Annotated in this window: 13 protein-coding genes; 2 read left to right on the top strand and 11 right to left on the bottom strand. The window is 31.1% G+C overall.

Annotation, left to right across the window (positions count from 1 at the left end; all coding sequences use genetic code 11):
- Positions 1–47: 47 nt before the first annotated feature.
- The 9 genes from FHS04_RS05545 to FHS04_RS05505 all read right to left on the bottom strand — a co-directional run bounded on the left by FHS04_RS05545 (position 48) and on the right by FHS04_RS05505 (position 11735).
- Positions 48–2261, bottom strand: coding sequence for a RelA/SpoT family protein (locus FHS04_RS05545; RefSeq protein WP_106679367.1), 2214 nt, complete (start codon positions 2259–2261; stop codon positions 48–50).
- Between the two features lie 128 nt (positions 2262–2389).
- A complete protein-coding gene (locus FHS04_RS05540) occupies positions 2390–3367 on the bottom strand; it encodes a carboxypeptidase-like regulatory domain-containing protein (RefSeq protein WP_106679368.1) in 978 nt (325 codons plus the stop codon).
- 17 nt (positions 3368–3384) lie between these two features.
- A complete protein-coding gene (locus FHS04_RS05535) occupies positions 3385–4623 on the bottom strand; it encodes a DEAD/DEAH box helicase (protein WP_027880115.1) in 1239 nt (412 codons plus the stop codon).
- A gap of 183 nt (positions 4624–4806) precedes the next feature.
- Positions 4807–6105, bottom strand: coding sequence for an MFS transporter (locus FHS04_RS05530; protein WP_106679370.1), 1299 nt, complete (start codon positions 6103–6105; stop codon positions 4807–4809).
- 100 nt (positions 6106–6205) lie between these two features.
- Positions 6206–6379 carry a hypothetical protein gene (locus FHS04_RS05525; protein WP_181256120.1) on the bottom strand — a complete coding sequence of 58 codons (174 nt, stop codon included), beginning with the start codon at positions 6377–6379 and terminating at the stop codon, positions 6206–6208.
- 24 nt (positions 6380–6403) lie between these two features.
- A complete protein-coding gene (locus FHS04_RS05520) occupies positions 6404–6835 on the bottom strand; it encodes a hypothetical protein (protein ID WP_027880111.1) in 432 nt (143 codons plus the stop codon).
- A complete protein-coding gene (locus FHS04_RS05515; RefSeq protein ID WP_317173460.1) occupies positions 6832–7200 on the bottom strand; it encodes a PadR family transcriptional regulator in 369 nt (122 codons plus the stop codon). Before FHS04_RS05515 ends, FHS04_RS05520 begins: the two co-directional genes overlap by 4 nt.
- Positions 7201–7285: 85 nt before the next feature.
- A complete protein-coding gene (gene htpG, locus FHS04_RS05510; protein ID WP_106679372.1) occupies positions 7286–9172 on the bottom strand; it encodes a molecular chaperone HtpG in 1887 nt (628 codons plus the stop codon).
- A 160-nt stretch (positions 9173–9332) separates the two neighbouring features.
- Positions 9333–11735, bottom strand: coding sequence for an alpha/beta hydrolase family protein (locus FHS04_RS05505; RefSeq protein ID WP_106679374.1), 2403 nt, complete (start codon positions 11733–11735; stop codon positions 9333–9335).
- Positions 11736–11903: 168 nt separating this feature from the next.
- Here FHS04_RS05505 and FHS04_RS05500 point away from each other — a divergent pair, with 168 nt between their 5' ends.
- The gene (locus FHS04_RS05500; protein WP_106679376.1) at positions 11904–12914 is read left to right on the top strand and encodes a 3-oxoacyl-ACP synthase III family protein; all 1011 of its coding nucleotides are present in this window, start codon (positions 11904–11906) and stop codon (positions 12912–12914) included.
- 356 nt (positions 12915–13270) lie between these two features.
- Here FHS04_RS05500 and FHS04_RS05495 read toward each other — a convergent pair whose 3' ends face one another.
- Entirely contained in the window at positions 13271–15745 is a 2475-nt protein-coding gene (locus FHS04_RS05495; RefSeq protein ID WP_106679379.1) for an outer membrane beta-barrel family protein, read from the bottom strand.
- Positions 15746–15852: 107 nt separating this feature from the next.
- On the opposite strand from FHS04_RS05495, the gene FHS04_RS05490 reads away from it, so the two are divergent.
- Positions 15853–16215, top strand: coding sequence for a CoA-binding protein (locus FHS04_RS05490; RefSeq protein WP_106679382.1), 363 nt, complete (start codon positions 15853–15855; stop codon positions 16213–16215).
- A 2-nt stretch (positions 16216–16217) separates the two neighbouring features.
- Here the strand turns inward: FHS04_RS05490 and FHS04_RS05485 are convergent, their stop codons facing one another.
- Entirely contained in the window at positions 16218–19481 is a 3264-nt protein-coding gene (locus FHS04_RS05485) for a VCBS repeat-containing protein (RefSeq protein WP_221184958.1), read from the bottom strand.
- Positions 19482–19551 lie beyond the last annotated feature (70 nt).

Raw genomic sequence — 19551 nt, 5'->3', positions numbered from 1 at the left:
TGTTGGATTAAAAGATGTGTTATTAATAGTTATTAACAACTTGAAGATTAAATTCTTGAAACCTTATCTATACCGTTAATTTTTTTTAGGTTTTCCATTAACTTTTTTAGCAGTGTATTGTTACGAACCACTACATTTATTTTTCCTGAAAACACGCCATCATCACTACTAAAGTTAATGCTTTTCATATTAACGTGCATGTTTGATGAAATGACTTTAGTAATCTCGTTAACTAATCCTAAATTATCGATTCCTGAAAGCTTTATTTGAGCTGCAAATTCGCGTTGAGAAGAGTCTATCCACTTGGCTTGCATAATTCTATACGCATAATTAGCCTGAAGACTAACAGCGTTAGGACATGATTTTTTGTGTACTTTAATACCATCGTTTATGGTTACAAAACCAAAAACAGGATCGCCAGGAATAGGATTGCAGCAGTTTGCAAATTTGTAATCAAGTTTTTCTTCTTCTTTACCAAAGACTAATAAATCGTATTTGTGTGTGATTTCGTCTTTATTAATGTCTTCTTGATTAACGGTTTGTTTTCTGTTAATTTTATTTTTTATAAAACTAACTAAAGCATTACTACGTGATGCAGCATATTCTTTTAATGCTTTACTATCTATGTTTCCTGTACCAACGCGATAAAAAAGGTCTAAACTTGTTTTTAGTTTAAAATGATTAACCATTTCGTTAACCGATTTTTCGTTTAGCTCAATTTTAAGTTGTTTTAATTTTCTTCTTAAAATTTCTTTACCTTCTTCACCAATTATCTTAGTGTCTTCTTTTAGAAGTGATTTAATTTTACTTCTTGCCTTACCTGTAGTAGCATAATCTAGCCAGTTTGGATTTGGTTTAGCATTTTCTGAAGTAATAATTTCTACACGATCACCACTGCTTAAAACATGGCTTAATGGGACTAATTTTCCGTTAACTTTTGCGCCTCTTGTTTTGCTGCCTACTTCGGTGTGAATGCTAAAAGCAAAGTCTAAAGGTGTTGCGCCTTTTGGTAAGGATTTTAATTCGCCTTTAGGTGTAAAAACAAATATTTCTTTAGAGTATAGGTTTAGTTTGAATTGCTCTACAAAGTCTACAGCGTTTGTAGAGGCGTTTTCTAAAGCATCTTGTAGACGGTTAATCCACATATCAAGATTATCGTCGTTATCATCTACATTTTTGTATTTGTAATGAGCGGCGTAACCTTTTTCGGCTATTTCGTTCATACGTTCACTACGAATTTGTACTTCTACCCATCTGCTTTTTGGTCCAACTACAGTGATGTGTAATGCTTCGTAACCTGTAGATTTTGGTGAAGATATCCAATCGCGTAAGCGCGTTGGGTTTGGTCTAAAGTGATCTGTTACAATCGAATATATTTTCCAAGCTAGGAATTTTTCGTTATCACGGTCTGATTTATAGATTATTCTTATGGCAAATTTGTCATAAACCTCGTCAAAAGAAACACCTTGTTTATCCATTTTTTTCTTTATTGAAAAAATAGATTTAGGTCGACCTTTTATAATATAATTTAGACCTTCTTTATCTAAAGATTTTTTTAATAGATCACTAAATTCGTTTATGTATGCATCTTGCTCTTCTTTGCTTTCTTTCATCTTTAATAAGATGCTGTTGTATACTTCTGGTTCTGTATACTTTAAGCCAAGGTCTTCAAGTTCTGTTTTGATGTTATAAAGTCCAATTCTATGCGCTAGAGGTGCGTAAATGTAAAGTGTTTCGCTAGCAATTTTTTCTTGCTTGTCTGGACGCATAGAGTCCATAGTTTGCATATTATGCAAACGGTCTGCAATTTTTATGATAATTACCCTAACATCATCATTAAGAGTAAGTAACATTTTTCTGAAGTTTTCTGCTTGCAGAGAAACATTCATGTCTTTTTTTAAAGACGAAATTTTGGTTAATCCATCAACAATTCTAGCAACTGTTTCTCCAAACAGATCTTCTATATCTTTTATGCTATAGTTTTCGTTATCTTCTACGACATCATGAAGTAAAGCTGCGGCGATAGAAGTAGCGTCTAGACCAATTTCTTGCGCTACAATTTTTGCAACAGCAATAGGATGGAAGATGTAAGCTTCTCCACTTTTACGGCGTTGATCGCTATGTGCTTCTACAGCAACATTAAAAGCTTTTCTAATTAGTTGTTTGTCTTCTTTAGAAAGTGTGCGGTAGCTAACTTTTAAAAGCTCTTTGTAGGCTTTGGCAATTGCTGCATTTTCTTTTTCAATATCAACCTCTGTCATATAACTATAGCCTTATATTATTAAATGAATGAATATTAAAAATACTACAAAATTGTTAATGTACAAGCTGTAATCGTGTAATTTTAATTGAAACTAAATAGCTTTATCCAAGTTAAAAAATTGAAGTTTTATTTTTCTTTATAAACTTCTACTTCTAATCCCATTCCGTAGTTGTTTAAACCAGCTTTTAAAAGGTTAGAGTTGTTAATATTTTTTAAGTCGAATAACACCCATTTTCCGTTATTATGAAAGATTCGTTTTACAAAGGTTTGTTTGCTAGCAATCTTGTCTGTAAATGGTAATAAAGGTCTAAATGTTGTAGAAACTCTAACAATACCTCGTTTTGTTTCGACTTCTTTATATTTTTTGTTAGGTAATAATTTTCCGTCTTTATCGGTATATCCTAATACTTGGATAGATACGAAAATACCATCTTTGGGAATTATTATGTTGCTTTCGGTAACGTCTAATTCGAATATAGGATCTGTATCTTGATTGGCTATGAATAAAATCTTTTCGTAAGTTAAAACATCGCCTGGCATACCTTTATTATTTTCATAAAAATGAACTCTAAAAAGTGTTGAAAACGGTCTTTTTTCGTGTTTGTCTTTATGGCGTTTGTCCCAATTTTTTGCTTCGGTTTTTATAGGAAGTAAAAGTTTTGAAATTCGTTTTGTGTTTGGCGAATTATTTGGGAAATATACAGCAATTTCACTTTCTATTGTTGGTAACCAGCATTTAAAATAATCTTCGTGACCATTGGGTTTTATAGTTATTATTTTAAATTTTCCTTTGGGTTTCGCTGTAACTATAACTTCTTCTAACATTGACGCCTCGTGAGGCAATTTAATGGTGTCTGTTAGTTTGTTAGTAGCAATTTTTTTCTTCTTATATCCTAATGCCGAAATTATTAAAGTGTCAATACCTTTATAAAGTTTTTCGCTGTAATAAAATTTGCCTTCTTCGTCTGCAAAAGTCCCGTAACCATTACCAAAATCTATGGTTGCAAAAGATACAGGTTGATTGTTTAAACTGTCTTTTACAAAGGTTTGGCTAAAGCCTAATTGTATTGAAATTATGCCAATTAAAAATGATAAGTATTTCATCTAAAAAGAATTCTATTTTAATACCAGCGTTTTTTCTTTTGTTTACTACCTTTTCCTTTTCGTCCTTTTTTGTGCTTACTTTTTTTATTAGACGTATGCACAATAGGTTTTGCTTTTGGGTCTAAAGGATATGGATGATCGTCTATAACATCAAGTTGTAAACTAATTAATTGTTGGATGGTTTTAATATAAGATTTTTCGTCTGCACTACAAAATGAATATGCTACACCAGTTTGACCAGCACGTGCTGTACGACCTATTCTATGGACATAAGTTTCTGGTATATTTGGTAAATCAAAATTGATTACTGCATCTAAACTATCAATATCTATACCACGTGCAGCAACATCTGTAGCTATTAAAATGTTAACTTCTTTTTTTGTGAATTTATTTAGCGCTTCTTGTCTTGCGCTTTGACTTTTATCACCATGTATACTATCTACTTTATAACCGTTTTTTAGTAGCGTTTGTTCTAATTTACTGACGCCAAATTTGGTACGTCTAAATATGATAATATGTCCTTTTATAGTGTTGCGTAGTAAGTGTAAACACAGTTCTATTTTGTTGCGTTTTGGTACGTAGTATAATAATTGTTCTAACTTTTTTGAAGTTGAAGCATTTGGAGCAACCAAAATACGCTCTGGATTATTTAAAATGGTTTTTGCTAAATCTTCAACTTTATGAGGTATTGTTGCTGAAAATAAAAGTGTTTGTTTTTCGGTAGGACATAGGCGTTCAATTTTTCTTACATCATCAATAAATCCCATGTCTAGCATTAAATCGGCTTCATCTAAAACCAATACTTCAACTTGATCTAAATGTAAAGCTGTTTGCTTATGTAAATCTAACAATCTACCTGGTGTAGCAATTAAAATATCTACACCTTTTTTTAGTATATCTTTTTGAGGCTCTACAGATGTACCACCAAAAACCACCGTTGTTCTTAGGTTGGTATAAGTAGAGTAGGTTTCGAAGTTTTTTGCGATTTGTACAGCTAATTCGCGTGTAGGACTTACAATAAGCGCTTTAATTTTTTTACCGCGTTTTGGTGCGTCTTGTTGATCAAAAAGTAATTGTAAAATTGGTAATGCAAATGCAGCTGTTTTACCAGTACCTGTTTGCGCAGAAACAACAACGTCTTTTTTATCTAAAATAGCAGGTATTGCTTTTTCTTGCACCAAAGTTGGGTTGTCGTAACCAGCTTCTGCAACAGCACGACGTAAAGGTTTGTTTAATTGTAAGTCTTTAAATGACATTTAGCTAATTTATTTGTACAAAGGTAGCTAAATTATTTACGATTATTTAGTGACCTTTACAGTATAGGTTGCAACAACATCATCACCAATAGCTAAATGTACATCGTAAAACCCTTTGTGTTTAAATGTCGTTGAAACAATTCATCTTAAAAATAAATTATGCTATGTGTTTTGTTTAGCTGTTTATTTTTCTACGTTAGGAAGTAAGTAACTTCTGTATGCACCAATTAACCCAAAAATAGAGAGAATTAGAATCACAATTTCTATAGAAAGTAAAGATACAAGCGCACTTAATCCGCCAGTTACTAATAAGATTAAGCCAATTATTGTATTACTAACCGAAACATAATCTGTTCTTTGGTTGCCTTTAGCCATATCTACAATATATGTTTTTCTGCCTAATCTAACGCCGCCATGTGCAATACCTAAAATAAAAAAGGATAGAGGATAAATCCAGTTTATTGTTCTAATCGTTTCAAAATAACTAATAATTATAAATATCATTATTCCTAAAACTGAAGCAATTAAAACAGCAATAGCCATTACATTTTTACTTGATTTATCGGCTAATTTTCCCCAAAAAGGCGAGCTGATTATTGATGCAACACCTTTTGCGATAATAAATAAGCCTAATAAATAACTTTCTTTACCAACGTACTTTTGTGCTAAAATTACGTAATACGGAGCAGTTAAAGCAGAGCAGAGAAGTAGTGATCTAGCAATCACAAAGTTTCTAAAATTAGTGTCTGTTTTTAAAAGTTTTAGTTTTGATATAAAATTAGATTTGTCTTTAGAGTCTTCGTCTACATCATTAGGAAATTCTTTAATTCTAGAATAAATAATAGCAGAAATCAACCAAGTTAGAGCCGCAAAAAAGATTAAATAACTGTAAAAATCTATGGTTGCATTGCTTTTGGATTTGTACATAATAAGCAAACCAGCAGCTAGAACTAAAACACCGGAAACAGAAACAGTGTAACCTTTTAGTCGTCCTCTTCTTGTTTTGGGAATGGTTTTTCCTATAATATCTTTAGAAGTTAAAGAGCTTAAGCTTCTAGCCAAACTAAAAATAATTACTGCAAGTATAATTAAATATCCAGCAGTTTCATTTTTAAAATTTAATACGATAATTCCAATAGAAGCAATTGCTAAAAACTGGATTATAGCACCAATAACCCAAAACCATTTTCTTGTAGAATGTTTGTTAATATAAGAAGCAATAAATATTTGCGGTACCATAGATCCAGATTCTCTAATAGGTACAATTAAGCTTATTAAAAAAACAGGAGCGTTAACATAACTCATTAACCAAGTAAGTACAGTTTTAGGATTACTAAGTGTATCACCAAGCTTGGTAAATACATTACTTAGTAAAATAATGAAGTAATTTTTTGGGACGTGTTTGCAAGCGTCCTCAGTAATATCTTTACAGGTTCGTTTTTCTTTTTCGTTATTTAAAAACTTGTAGAGTTTTTCTAACATGAAATAGGTTGGTTTGTCCTCTAAATTACATTATTTTAAATGATATTATGTTAGAAATTTCCTAAATGAAAAAGCCACTTGTTTTAAAGTGGCTTTTATTTTAATTGCTTTTGTATAATCTATAAAAAAGTGTTGGTAAGAACATAAAGTTGAAAAGGACAAATCCAATTACGGTAATAATACCAGCAAAAGGCCAATGCATACTTTTAAACATAAGTCCTGTACTTAAGATAAACAAGGCGATAAAGCCTAAAACATAAACTGATTTTTTCATTTTTTGATTGATTTATAATTAATATTAAGATTGATATTTTAAAATGGTGTCTTTATATTTCGTGTAGAAAAATAAAGGTAATGTGATGAAAATTAGAACAGCAAAGCCCGAAACCATAATGATACCCGCAAACGGAAAATGCATTATTTTGAAAATACTTCCTACCGAAATTAATACCGCTGTAATAAACCCAATGATAAACAAAAACTTAGTTCGGTTTTTAGCCGATTTAAAATATAATTGAGCATTGGTTTCTTTTTGTAATTGATTGATATTTAGATAACCACCAAATTGATTAATTGCATTTTGATAGGCAATATCAAAGTTGGTTTCTTCTGTGTTTTCAATATACGTACAGATATGGTCTAAAATATCTTCTTTAAGTGTTTGGTTTTTTAATCCATACAACTGTAAATTTTTATCTATATAGTTAATTTGTTGTTCTGTAAGTATCATTTTAATGTTGGTTTAGGATTAAAAATTAATGATAATGTGTTTATAAAATCATTGATTTGATTGGTTTGCTCGGCAATGACTTGTTTGCCACTATTGGTTACCGAATAATATTTTCTTACACGTTTGCCAATAAATACCTTTTCTGTAGTTAGTACATTATCCTTTTCTAATTTGTGTAAAATAGGGTATAATGCACCTTCAGAAATGTCTATTTTTCCTTTGGTAATGTCTTTTACTTTTTGTGTAATCTCATAACCATACATTTTATCGCTTTGGCTTAAAAGCTTTAAAATGATTGGTTTAAGTGTTCCTTTTGTGAGTTCTTTGCTATACATGTTGCTAATATACATATTTTTTAAATACATTTTAATAAAATGTATTTAATTTTTAAAAATAAAAAACCACTTCGGTTAAGAAGTGGTTTAAAATCTTCTGCAAAAGCAGAAATGATTATTTTATCATATCGTAGCTACGTTTTATAAAGTCGCTAAGTTCTTTTCCTTTTAAAAGTCCTTGCGATAAACGTGCTAAATCTAAGCTTTGATTTATTAAGCGTTCTTTATCCTCTTTTGTTTCGGTATTTAAAATGTCGCTAATTAAATTGTGATTAGTGTTTACAATTAAATTATACATTTCAGGCATATTGCCCATACCAAACATACCGCCGCCACCAGTTTGTTGCATCTCTTTCATACGACGCATAAATTCTGGTTGCGTGATCATAAATGGTGTTGCGTTACTATCCATAGCTTCTAATTGCACCATAAATTTTTCTGAAGGAATCACTTCTTTCAATAACTCGTCCAACTGTTTTTGTTGGTCTTCGTCTAATTTAGAAATTGTGTTTTCTTCTTTCTGAATTAACTTATCAATATGATCTGCATCTACACGAGCAAATGAGATATTTTCTTTAGAACCTTCTAATTTTTGCATTAAATGCGAAACAATAGGACTGTCTAATAAAAGGACTTCGTAACCTTTGTCCTTAGCAGCTTCAATATAACTGTGTTGCTCATCTTGATTACTTGCGTAAAGGATAATTAACTTATCGTCTTTATCGGTTTGTTTTGCTTTTATTGCATTGTAAAGCTCGTCGTAAGTGTAGTATTTACCGTCTACAGTTGGGTATAAGGCAAAAGCTTCTGCTTTTTCAAAGAATTTTTCTTCAGACAGCATTCCGTATTCAATAACAATTTTAATGTCATTCCATTTTGCTTCAAAATCTTCACGGTTACTATTAAATAACGACTTTAATTTATCGGCAACTTTACGGGTAATGTAAGAGCTAATTTTTTTAACTGCGCCATCTGCTTGTAAGTAAGAACGAGATACATTTAAAGGAATGTCTGGACTATCTATAACACCACGTAGCATTGTTAAAAATTCGGGAACAATACCTTCTACATTATCTGTTACAAATACTTGATTTTGATATAGTTGAATTTTATCCTTTTGTATTTGCATATCATTAGATAACTTAGGGAAATACAAGATTCCTGTTAAGTTAAATGGATAATCTACATTAAGATGAATGTTGAAAAGAGGCTCTTCAAACTGCATTGGATACAACTCACGATAGAAGTTTTTATAGTCGTCTTCTTCTAACTCGGTTGGTTGTTTGGTCCAAGCAGGATTTGGATTGTTTATAATATTGTCTACTTCTTTTGTAGGCGCAGGATCGTCTTCTTTAGCGTCTTCAGGTTTTGGTAAAGTTTCTGTTTTAGTGCCAAATTTAATTGGTATTGGCATAAACTTGTTATACTTCACTAAAAGCTCTCTAATTTTACTGTCTTCTAAAAATTCTTCTTCACCTTCAGAAATATGAAGAATAATTTCTGTACCTCTTTCGGTTTTATCGGCTTCTTCTAAAGTAAATTCTGGGCTACCATCGCAAACCCAATGTGCAGCAGGTTCGTCTTTAAAAGATTTTGTAATAATTTCTACTTTATCTGCTACCATAAAAGCCGAGTAAAAACCTAGTCCGAAGTGACCGATAATTCCGCTATCCTTAGCGCTGTCTTTGTATTTGTCTAAAAACTCTTCAGCACCAGAAAAAGCAACTTGGTTAATGTATTTTTCTACCTCTTCGGCAGTCATACCTAAACCTTGATCAATGATGTGTAATTTTTTTCCTTCTTTATCAATTTTTACTTCGATAATAGGATTACCATATTCGGTTTTTGCTTCACCAATGCTTGTTAAATGTTTTAATTTAAGCGTAGCATCTGTTGCGTTACTAATAAGCTCACGTAAAAAGATTTCGTGATCGCTGTACAAGAATTTTTTAATTAAAGGGAAAATGTTTTCTACCGAAACGTTAATATTTCCTTTTGCCATAATATTTTGTTTTATGTTTAGTTTCCGCGAAAGCGAAAAAATATTATTAATTATACGTGTTGCATTAGACAACAAAAATGCCAATTAAGGTTGTGTGACAATATGACATAAAAAAACCGTTTAATTTAATTAAACGGTTTTTTGTAATGATGTTGTAATGTTATTTTTTGTTTTTTACATGTTTTTCTAACCATTGATCTTGTTCCCAAAGCATGTGCATAATAGATTCTTTAGCTCTATAACCATGACTTTCTTTAGGTAACATTACTAATCTTACAGGCGCGCCTAATCCTTTTAAGGCATTAAAGTAACGTTCGCTTTGTAAAGGATAGGTACCAGAATTGTTATCTGCAACACCATGAATTAGTAATAATGGTGTTTTTATTTTATCGGCATTCATAAAAGGCGACATTGTGTTGTATATTTCTGGCGCTTCCCAATAACTACGCTCTTCACTTTGAAAACCAAAAGGCGTTAATGTTCTGTTATACGCACCACTTCTTGCAATTCCTGCAGCAAAAAGGTTAGAATGAGATAGTAAATTTGCTGTCATAAACGCACCATAACTGTGTCCGCCAACAGCAACTTTGTTAGGGTCTATATAACCAAGGTTATCTACTGCATCTATTGCTGCTTTTGCGTTAGCTACAAGTTGTGTTATAAATGTGTCGTTTGGTTCTTTGTTGCCTTCTCCAACAATTGGGAAAGCAGCATCGTCTAATACGACATAACCTTTAGTAACCCAATAAATAGGTGATCCCCAATATGGGTAAACAAACTCGTTAGGGTTTGCTGTGCTTTGGGATGCGCTTGCTTTATCTTTATACTCTCTTGGATAAGCCCATAAAATCATTGGATATTTTTCTCCTTCTTTGTAATCTAATGGCAGGTATAATGTGCCTTCTAAATCTAAGCCATCATTACGCTTATAATTAATAACGCGCTTATCTACGCTTTCTAAACTTTTAAAAGGATTATCAAAATCTGTAATTGCGGTAAGTTTATTCTTTTTAATATTTCTAATGTAATAATTAGGGTAATCTGTTTTAGATTCTATACGAACAAGGATGTCTCCTTTTTTCATATCAATAGCAAAGTTTAAACTTTCTAGTTTATCTGTGTATTTAGATTTGTATAAGCGTTTTGTTTTACCAGTTTTAATATTATACTCGTCTATAAAAGGAAATTGTCCTTCTTTAGAATAACCATCGCCCATTAGATAAAGATTGTCTCCATTAATGGTTAATGTGTAGCTGCCATATTTGTTTTTTGAAGAGACAAAATCGCCTGGATCACTGTATACATCTTGATAATTTCTATCAGAAATTATTTTAGCTTCAGCTGTAGTAGGATTAAATAAGTAAGTTTTTAAGTTTCTGGTATTCCACCAATAATCAAAAGCAATAGCAATATTATCATTACCCCATCTAATACCAGAAAAGCGTTGTTTTGTTTTAAGTATTTCTTTTGGTTGACCATTAAAAGGCGCATCTAATTGATACACTACATCTCTATAATCTACTTTTACTTCAGGATCACCTTTGTCTAATGCTTCTGCCCAAACTATAGTTGCAGGCTTGTCGCTTCTCCATTGCATACTGCGTTTACCTGTTCTTGTAGCCATAAAACCTTTTGGTCTTACTTCGTCTAACGGAACATTGTTTACTGTTTTTACAAATTTACCGTTAAGGTCATATATGTTACTTTCACTAGGGAATCTAGAATAAGTTACTAAATAAGAGAATGGACGTTTAATTTTTGTGACCATTATATAATTTCCGTCAGGAGAAAAACTTATACCACGATACATGTCTGCATCTAAAAAATCTGTAATTTCTCCATTTATAGATAGTTTTTTAATTTCAGAACGTGCTAATTGTTCAAAGTTAAACTCGTCATTAGGTGTTTTTAGTAGATCTTGATAAGTTCTGTTTTGTGCTTTTGCACCATTACTAACAGAAACGGTTGGACCAGAAGGAACAGCTGTAGCAGTATTTATAAGTTCTTTTCGGTCGTTTGGAAGCATTTTTACAAGAAGGTGTTTATTATCTTTAAACCAATTAATTGTACTTCTCATATTAGCGTTAACATTGGCGTTAGAAATTTTATATGCATTAGCGTTTTCTATGTTTACAATCCAAACTTCAACTCCTTTAGGTGTTGTATTTAAGCAAGCTATAAGACTTTCGTCAGGAGACCAACTAAAATTAGATAAACGCGCATTGTCTGGTAAGCCTTTAACTTGTTTAGCCTCTTTGTCTTTAACTTGTTTAACTTTTAAATTTGTATAGTAATTGGTACGACTTCCAATGTTAGTAACAGGATTAATTCTTAAACCAGCTAATCTTAGTTCGGTTTCAGAGAGTTCTTCAATAGATTTATATTGGTTACGATATAATAGTACCATATGCTCTCCTTTGCTATCTATTTGTACACCAGGAGCAAGATCTGCATCTGCTAGTTCTAAAATTTCTTTAGAAGGTTTTTGATACGTTAAGTTTTGTTGTGCATATCCGTATAGACACACAAAAATAAGTAGTAGTTTAATTAATGATTTTGCCATTTTATTTAAAATTAATTAGGACTTCAAGATACCTAAAAATGAAGTTTATGACTTAAAACGATTTGTTAAACTTGTGTGAAAGGCTTATTGGTAAAAATGGTTAATTATAGATTATTTTAATTATAATTTATTGAAATACTTTAAATTTGTACCATAAATATTAAGTATATGTACAATTCAAAAATTATAGGAATTGGTAAGTATGTGCCAGATAATGTGGTGACTAACCAGGATTTGTCCAAAATAATGGATACTAGCGACGAGTGGATAACAGAGCGCACAGGTATTAAAGAGCGACGTTGGGTCGTAGAAGGTAGCGATGATACTACAGCTACAATGGGTGTAAAAGCAGCAAAACAAGCTATAGAACGCTCTGGTTTAGATAAAGACGATATAGATTTTATCATTTTTGCAACATTAAGTCCTGATATGTATTTTCCTGGTCCAGGCGTACAGGTGCAACATGCTTTAGATATAAAAACTGTTGGTGCATTAGATGTGCGTAATCAATGTTCTGGATTTATTTATGCATTATCTGTTGCAGATAATTTTATAAAAACGGGTATGTATAAAAACATACTTGTTATTGGTAGCGAGTTACATTCTCACGGATTAGATAAAACCACACGAGGAAGAGGTGTTTCTGTTATTTTTGGTGACGGTGCAGGCGCAGTTGTAGTGAGTAGAGAAGAAGATAATAGTAAAGGAATATTATCTACACATTTACATAGTCAAGGTGAACATGCAGAAGAATTAGTGGTAAAAGCACCAGGTATGGGTACACGCTGGGTTACAGATATTATTGCAGATAATGATGAGAATGACGACAGTTATTTTCCGCATATGAATGGTCAATTTGTATTTAAAAATGCAGTTGTACGTTTTAGCGAAGTTATTATGGAAGGCTTGATAAAAAATAATCTTCAAAAGGAAAATATAGATATGTTAATTCCGCATCAAGCTAATTTGAGAATAGCTCAATTTATACAAAAGAAATTTGGCTTGACAGATGATAAAGTGTTTAATAACATTATGCGTTATGGTAATACAACCGCAGCTTCTATACCTTTAGCTTTATGTGAAGCTTGGGAAGAAGGAAAAATTAATGAAGGTGATACGGTAGTCTTAGCTGCTTTTGGAAGCGGATTTACTTGGGGAAGCGCTATTATTAAATGGTAGTTAAAATAATTTTATAACTGAAAAATCCGAAACTTACGTTTCGGATTTTTTTATAACTAAACTTAACTAACTAAACTTATGTTTTATAGGTTGAGGACTAATTCAAATAAATATAAAACTTTTGGTTTGCTTTGTTTATTACATGACGCTTAATTCTTGTTTTTATTACATTGATTATCAATGTTTAACGATTATTTAACAATGAAGATGTGTTAAACCAAAAAATATCTTAAAAAAATAGTTTTTAAAAATAGAAAACCCAAAGTCGATCAGGCTTTGGGTTTTCCTTTATTTAGCAAATTTACCTTAACACTAACCATCAACTATTAAGTAAACTGCTAAACTTCTAGAAGATTTTACATAAATCCGCCACCACCAGACGATTCGTTGTCATCACGTTGTTTACGTTGTAATGCTCGGTATTTTCCTCCTCCAAATCTATAAGATAGTGCAACATTCCAAGTGTTACTTTCCCAATTAAATTGTCCAGTAGAAGGATAAGGTGTGTCGGTATCAAACTCAAACCTCATTGTATTAAATATGTCGTTGTAATTAATGCTTAGAGTGGCTCTATTGTTTTCCATAAAAGAGTAGCGTATACCAGTGTTAACAAAATACATAGGTTTTCTTAAAAACTGAACGCCTTGTTCTTCACCACGATACATAGCAAATAAAGACAAGCTTAGGTTTTTAGTGGCTTTAAAGTTGTTAAACATTCTAAAGTTCCAAACTAAATTTTCGACTTCAGTTTTACGTGTTTCAATATCATCAACTGTTGCTGTACTTAAATCGTTAGCATCAATAAATTCTGTAATACCAGTTTGAGACTGAGAATATAAATCAAAACTTGCGTTAAAGTTCCACCATTTTGTTGGTCTATAGTTGCTAGAAAGTTCTATACCGTACGCAGATGTATTATCAAAATTATCATAAGATAAAATAGAGTTACCAGCAGAAATATTTGTTCTGTCAATTGCTACAAATCTGTTTATGTTATCTTCAATTATTCTGTAAAACACGCCTGTAGTAATGCTTCCTTTTTTTAATTGTCTTGTATAGTTTGCTTCTGCAGAGTTGGTGAATTGAGGTTGTAATTCAGTATTTCCAAAAGATGAAACTCTTGGTGTGCTCCATTCTCTAATTGGGTTAACTTGTTGTAATCCTGGTCTGTCAACACGTCTGCTTAGGCTAAATTGATATGAGTTTTTATCTGAAGCAGCATAAGTTAAAAATGCAGATGGATATATTTGAAAATATTCATTTGTAAAAGGTAACACTTGTGTTGTCCCATCTGTAAACATGTTTAAAGCTTCGGCTTCTACTTTTACTTGTTCTGCACGAGCGCCAACTTGATAGCTCCATTTTTCGTTAATAGTTTTTCCAAAAGTTATGTAAGCAGAAAAAATATCTCTTTTATAATCAAACGCTGTACTTGGTGTAGGTATAATTGTTCCAGTACTAGAAAATGTTTGACCAGTAGATTTGTATCCTAAATCGGTATTAAAAAGTCTTGCTTCTGCACCAATTTCTAATTTAGAGTCTTCGTTTATTGGTTTTACATAATCTACGTTTATTGTGGTTTGATCTCTTTCTGTATCAACAAAATCATTGTAATCTGGCGGAAAACTAAAATTGATGTAGTTAAAATCTGCTACTTCTGTATTAGTAAAATCGTTGTAATCTACTTCAATATCTAAAGTTTCGTTTTCGTCTTTAAAAAGGTGTTTGTAGACAAAGTTGTATTGACCTGAATTATTCTCTGAGTCACTACCAAAAATTTGTCTTTGATATAGATTTTGGTCAGGAAAACTTAAATTGGTAGTACCAACACCATTGCCTTCAAAAATATTTTGATTGGTAAAGAAAGATAATGTGTTGTTATCGTTTAAATAATAATCTACACCAACTTTAAATAAATGAGATTTATTATTGTTGAAAAATTGAAAATCTTGTCTAGAGTTGTCGTTAGATTGGTCGATATATCCAAAATTATCATATTTACCAATGTTATTACCGTAACTACCGTAAAAGTTGAATTTTCCGTTACGATAATTTAAGTCTATAGAGCTATTAAATTTTGCATAAACCTCATTAGTAAGACCAATGTTTAAATTACCATTAAAACCTAATTTGGTGTTTTTATGAAGTTTAATGTTAATAATTCCGCTCATTCCTTCTGGGTTATATTTTGCCGAAGGATTAGTAATTAACTCGATGCTTTTAATTGCTGTAGATGGTATTTGTTTTAATAATTGAGCAATTGGTACGTTAGATAATTTACCATCTACCATAACACGTACGTTTTCGTTTCCGCGTAAGCTAATATTACCTGTTTGTTGGTCTACGTTAACAGATGGTATATTATTCATAATATCACTTGCGTTAGCACCAGCGGTTTGTAAATCTTTACCAATAGTAATAACTTTTCTATCTATTTTTTGTTGAATGGTTGAGGTTTCTGCAACAACGGTTACTTCTTCTAAGCTTTCAGCAGATTCACTTAAATTAATAGTACCTAGGTTGATGTTTTTATTACTGTTAGTAATTTCGATAGTTTTACTTTCGGTTTTATAACCTAAAAATTCAATACTTACTATGCTTTTGCCTAATGGTATTTGATTAACATTAAAGCTTCCGTCTTCACTTGTAATTCCGCCAGTTATAATATTTTGATTTACATCTTTTATAACGACATTTACATACGGTAAGGGTTGTTGTAAATTTACGTCTAATACTTTACCGGTAACAGTTCCGATTTTGGGTAAAGTTTTGTCTTGGGCATTTATACTAAAGGCTACCAATAGCATAACAATGGAGAATAGTTTTTTCATTTTTGGTTGTAATGATTATTTGATTGATGAAATTGTTTATGCTATTAAGACTAAATTTTACTTGTATTGTTACGGATAAAATTTAATTTTAAGAATATTTAACATTTATGAATAAAAAAACTTTAGTGCTAGGAGCGTCATTAAATCCAGTGCGTTATTCTAATACAGCTATTAACAAATTGGTAGCTAATAATATACCAACTGTAGCATTTGGATTAAGAGAAGGAGAAGTGGCTGGTGTTAAAATTGATACAGATTTAAAAATGTATACTGATTTAGATACTGTAACATTATATTTAAATCCAACCAGGCAAAAAGAGTATTATGATTACATAGTAAGTTTAAATCCTAATCGTGTGATTTTTAACCCAGGAACTGAAAATCCTGAATTTTATAAAATTTTAGATAAAAACAATATTGCTTACGAGGTTGCTTGTACGTTAGTTTTATTGTCTATTAATCAGTATTAAATTTACTTAACCGCGTAACAGTCTACCTTATCATTGTTTGAAATTGTTAAAAGGTATTTGTTGTTTTTTGTGTTAATTTTCTCAAAAGATTTCACTTGTTTTTTAAAAGGTTTAATACCTAAATTAGATACAGGTGTTATGATATCTAAGGAATAAAAAGTATAACCTTGAAGCGAGTTGTATTGTCCATGATAGGTAGTTACATTTAGGTTGTTACCTCCAATTAGTATTTGTTCTTTGGTGTCTATAGAAATATTTTCGAAAGAAGTTATTGGAGATAACTGTAATTGAACTGGGAAAGGGACAAATTGATCAAAAGAGCCATTATTATTTTGTAAAATACCAGATTTTAAATTATCCACATAGAACAGTTGAGCGCTTTTTACAGATTTTGGCGTTAATACTTCCTCTACTGTTTTTAAAGAAAAATCACTATGTTGAACAAATCGTTTGCTTATTACATTCATTTGCGAAGCTAATTCATCTTTAGTATTTAAAGGGTAATATTGACCGTCAATATTATAAGCTATTATAGTTTCTTTAATATTGTTATTGTCAAAATCACCAAAATACATGTGTAATGGTTTTTCTTTTGTTGCCTTAAACCTTGTGTTTAATCCCCAATTACCTAAAAGTATATCTTTATCTCCGTCATGGTCATAATCGTAAGTTATAGCAGTTTGCCATAAGCCGTTTAGGTTTTCTGGAATTTTTATTAAATCTAGAGAACCGTTATTATTTAAATAAATTTTAGGAGTATCCCATTGACAAGTAACGATTAAATCTTTAACACCATCGTTATTGAAATCTTCCCAAATGGCATCTGTAACTTTTGAAGATAATTTAAAGTTTAGATCTTTTTTAAAATTACCTTTTCCGTCATTAATAAGTATGTAAGATTCAGTAGATTCTCCAAATACATCTGGGTTAGATAGATTGCCTATAAAAATATCTATATCACCATCATTATCATAGTCGTAGGTAACAACAGTAGATGTGTTTAAATAATTGTCTGGAAAGTTAGTAGATTTCTTAAATGTATTGTTTTCGTTTATGTAAAGTCTGTCGTTTTCGTATTTTTTTATTCTATTAGTATTAATTCCAGAACCTACATATAAATCTAAATCACCATCTCCGTCAGCGTCAAATAAAGATGCAGAGTTGTCTTCGCAATAAATATCTTCTTCAAAGACGTTATGGTTTTTAGGGTTTAGTTTATATCCATTATTTAAATATAATTTTGAAGATTTTCCTGAAGCGCCTCCTATAAAAATATCTTCATATTTGTTATTGTCTACGTCTGCAACAGCTACTGCAGGTCCTACTGTTGATACTTTATAAGGGATTAATTTTTGGTTGAAAAAGTCATTAAAATTATCTTCTTCATGTTTATAGTTAATTATGTCTTTGTTATTAAAGACTGTGTTTTCGGTTTTTCCTTTTAAGTAATAATTTTGTGATGTATTGCGGTTAGGAGAATAATTTATGTTTAAAACCGTGTTTATTTCAGGGTTTTCAATAGTTTGAACTTTTAAGTCTGGCCAAATTATTACTAAAGAGTCGACTTTATTTTCTTCGTTTAAACCAAAATGAAGTTTTTTTTCTGTTGAAGAAAGAAATCCTCTAGATTTAAATAGTTGTTTTAATTGTCTTGTTTTATTAGTGTATACAATTGCTTTGCTACCAATAGCTTCTTTATTTCCTTTTAAAAATTTTAAATCTAAGCTTACAGAGTTTTTTGATTGGTCTGTGTTATTTTTGTATATGTATGGATAGTCGTTTAAGTTGTTTGTAATAATGTCTAGATCACCGTCGTTATCTAAATCTGCATATATTGCACCGTTAGAAAGTGATGGTGTTTTGTCTATCCATTGACCTGTTTTGATGGTTAATTTTTCAGAATCTCCTTGGTAAATTTCATTTGCAACTTCACCTCTTGGCATTTCATTTATAGATTTAAAAAGCCATTCTAAGCCATCGCTTCTTGATCTGCTTTTAAAAGCATTAGCTACATATTTTCTAAAATCTAATCCGTTAGGTCTTCTTAAGATTCCGTTTGCAATAAATATATCTTGATGACTATCATTGTTAAAGTCTGCAATTAATGGTCCCCAACTCCAATCTGTATTTTCTATATTATTAACAATTGCTGCATCGTAAAAATAAGCACCATTTTGGTTGTTTATTTGAAGCATATTTCTGGAATACTGATTTGAATACCCTAGTCTTTTAAGCTGACTTTGTTTATTAAGCATAGCTTCGTCACCTTCAGTTTCTTTAATTACCTTTTCGTCTTTAGGTAACATATCTAATGTTATTATATCTTGAAGTCCATCTGCATTTATATCTGCAGCATCACTACCCATAGAAAATCTGCTTGTAGCAGTAAAAGCCGATTTTAAAGATTCTTTAAAAGTACCGTCCTTTTGGTTGATGTAATAATAATCATCTTCATGAAAATCGTTACAAATATATAAGTCATCCCAACCGTCATTGTTAAAATCTGCAAGAGAGGCGCTTAATCCGTAACTGTTAGCGCCACCATATATGTTAGCCTCTTCACTTACATCTATAAATTTACCGTTGTCATTTCTCAATAAAACATCTCCAACTAACGGTGTACGATTAGATCTTATGCTTGCTGGACCATGGGAGATTGATGTGTGTATTGCGTGATTAACTATATAGACGTCTAAGTCTAAGTCTTTGTCATAATCAAAAAAATACGCTTGAGTAGAATAACCTGTAAAGTCTAATCCGAATTCTTCAGCTTTTTCTGTAAAAGTTCCATCACCATTATTAATAAAAAGTTCATTTCGACCTGTAAAATCTAATAATCCAGAAACTGAACATAAATAGATATCTAAAAACCCATCATTATTAATATCTACCATAGTAACACCAGTATTCCAGCTAGAATTACTGTTAATATTAGCGCTTTCAGAGATGTCTTCAAATTTAAAGTTGCCTTTATTTAAATACAGTTTATTTCTGTTTTGGTTAGAAGCAAAATATAGATCAACTAATCCGTCATTATTTATGTCTCCAGCAGCTACACCGCTACCGTTATAAAAATAAATGTAATTAATAATGCTGTGATCGGTGTTTTCAGAAATAATATTTTTAAAGGTAATACCTGTGTTTTCTGGTTGTAATCTCTCTAATAAATATGTTTCTGCTGTGATGTTTTGTTTGTTCTGATCTGTTTTTTTATTACAAGAGAATAATGTAATAATCACTATAAATACTGAGATATATCTTTTCAAAGCTAAAAATCTGTTAATTTATGTTAAATTATTAACACAAACTTAACAAATTATTCTAAAAACAACTAAA

The sequence above is a fragment of the Mesoflavibacter zeaxanthinifaciens subsp. sabulilitoris genome (assembly GCF_014191595.1).
Lineage (GTDB): Bacteria > Bacteroidota > Bacteroidia > Flavobacteriales > Flavobacteriaceae > Mesoflavibacter > Mesoflavibacter zeaxanthinifaciens.
The sequence above is the reverse complement of the archived record's forward strand: the minus strand, read 5'-3'. Positions and strand labels throughout refer to the sequence as shown.

Excerpts from the sequence above, each read along its gene's own strand:
- FHS04_RS05545 (WP_106679367.1), bottom strand. The coding sequence starts at position 2,261 with ATGACAGAGGTTGATATTGAAAAAGAAAATGCAGCAATTGCCAAAGCC.
- FHS04_RS05540 (WP_106679368.1), bottom strand. The coding sequence starts at position 3,367 with ATGAAATACTTATCATTTTTAATTGGCATAATTTCAATACAATTAGGC.
- FHS04_RS05535 (WP_027880115.1), bottom strand. The coding sequence starts at position 4,623 with ATGTCATTTAAAGACTTACAATTAAACAAACCTTTACGTCGTGCTGTT.
- FHS04_RS05530 (WP_106679370.1), bottom strand. The coding sequence starts at position 6,105 with ATGTTAGAAAAACTCTACAAGTTTTTAAATAACGAAAAAGAAAAACGA.
- FHS04_RS05525 (WP_181256120.1), bottom strand. The coding sequence starts at position 6,379 with ATGAAAAAATCAGTTTATGTTTTAGGCTTTATCGCCTTGTTTATCTTA.
- FHS04_RS05520 (WP_027880111.1), bottom strand. The coding sequence starts at position 6,835 with ATGATACTTACAGAACAACAAATTAACTATATAGATAAAAATTTACAG.
- FHS04_RS05515 (WP_317173460.1), bottom strand. The coding sequence starts at position 7,200 with ATGTATTTAAAAAATATGTATATTAGCAACATGTATAGCAAAGAACTC.
- htpG (WP_106679372.1), bottom strand. The coding sequence starts at position 9,172 with ATGGCAAAAGGAAATATTAACGTTTCGGTAGAAAACATTTTCCCTTTA.
- FHS04_RS05505 (WP_106679374.1), bottom strand. The coding sequence starts at position 11,735 with ATGGCAAAATCATTAATTAAACTACTACTTATTTTTGTGTGTCTATAC.
- FHS04_RS05500 (WP_106679376.1), top strand. The coding sequence starts at position 11,904 with ATGTACAATTCAAAAATTATAGGAATTGGTAAGTATGTGCCAGATAAT.
- FHS04_RS05495 (WP_106679379.1), bottom strand. The coding sequence starts at position 15,745 with ATGAAAAAACTATTCTCCATTGTTATGCTATTGGTAGCCTTTAGTATA.
- FHS04_RS05490 (WP_106679382.1), top strand. The coding sequence starts at position 15,853 with ATGAATAAAAAAACTTTAGTGCTAGGAGCGTCATTAAATCCAGTGCGT.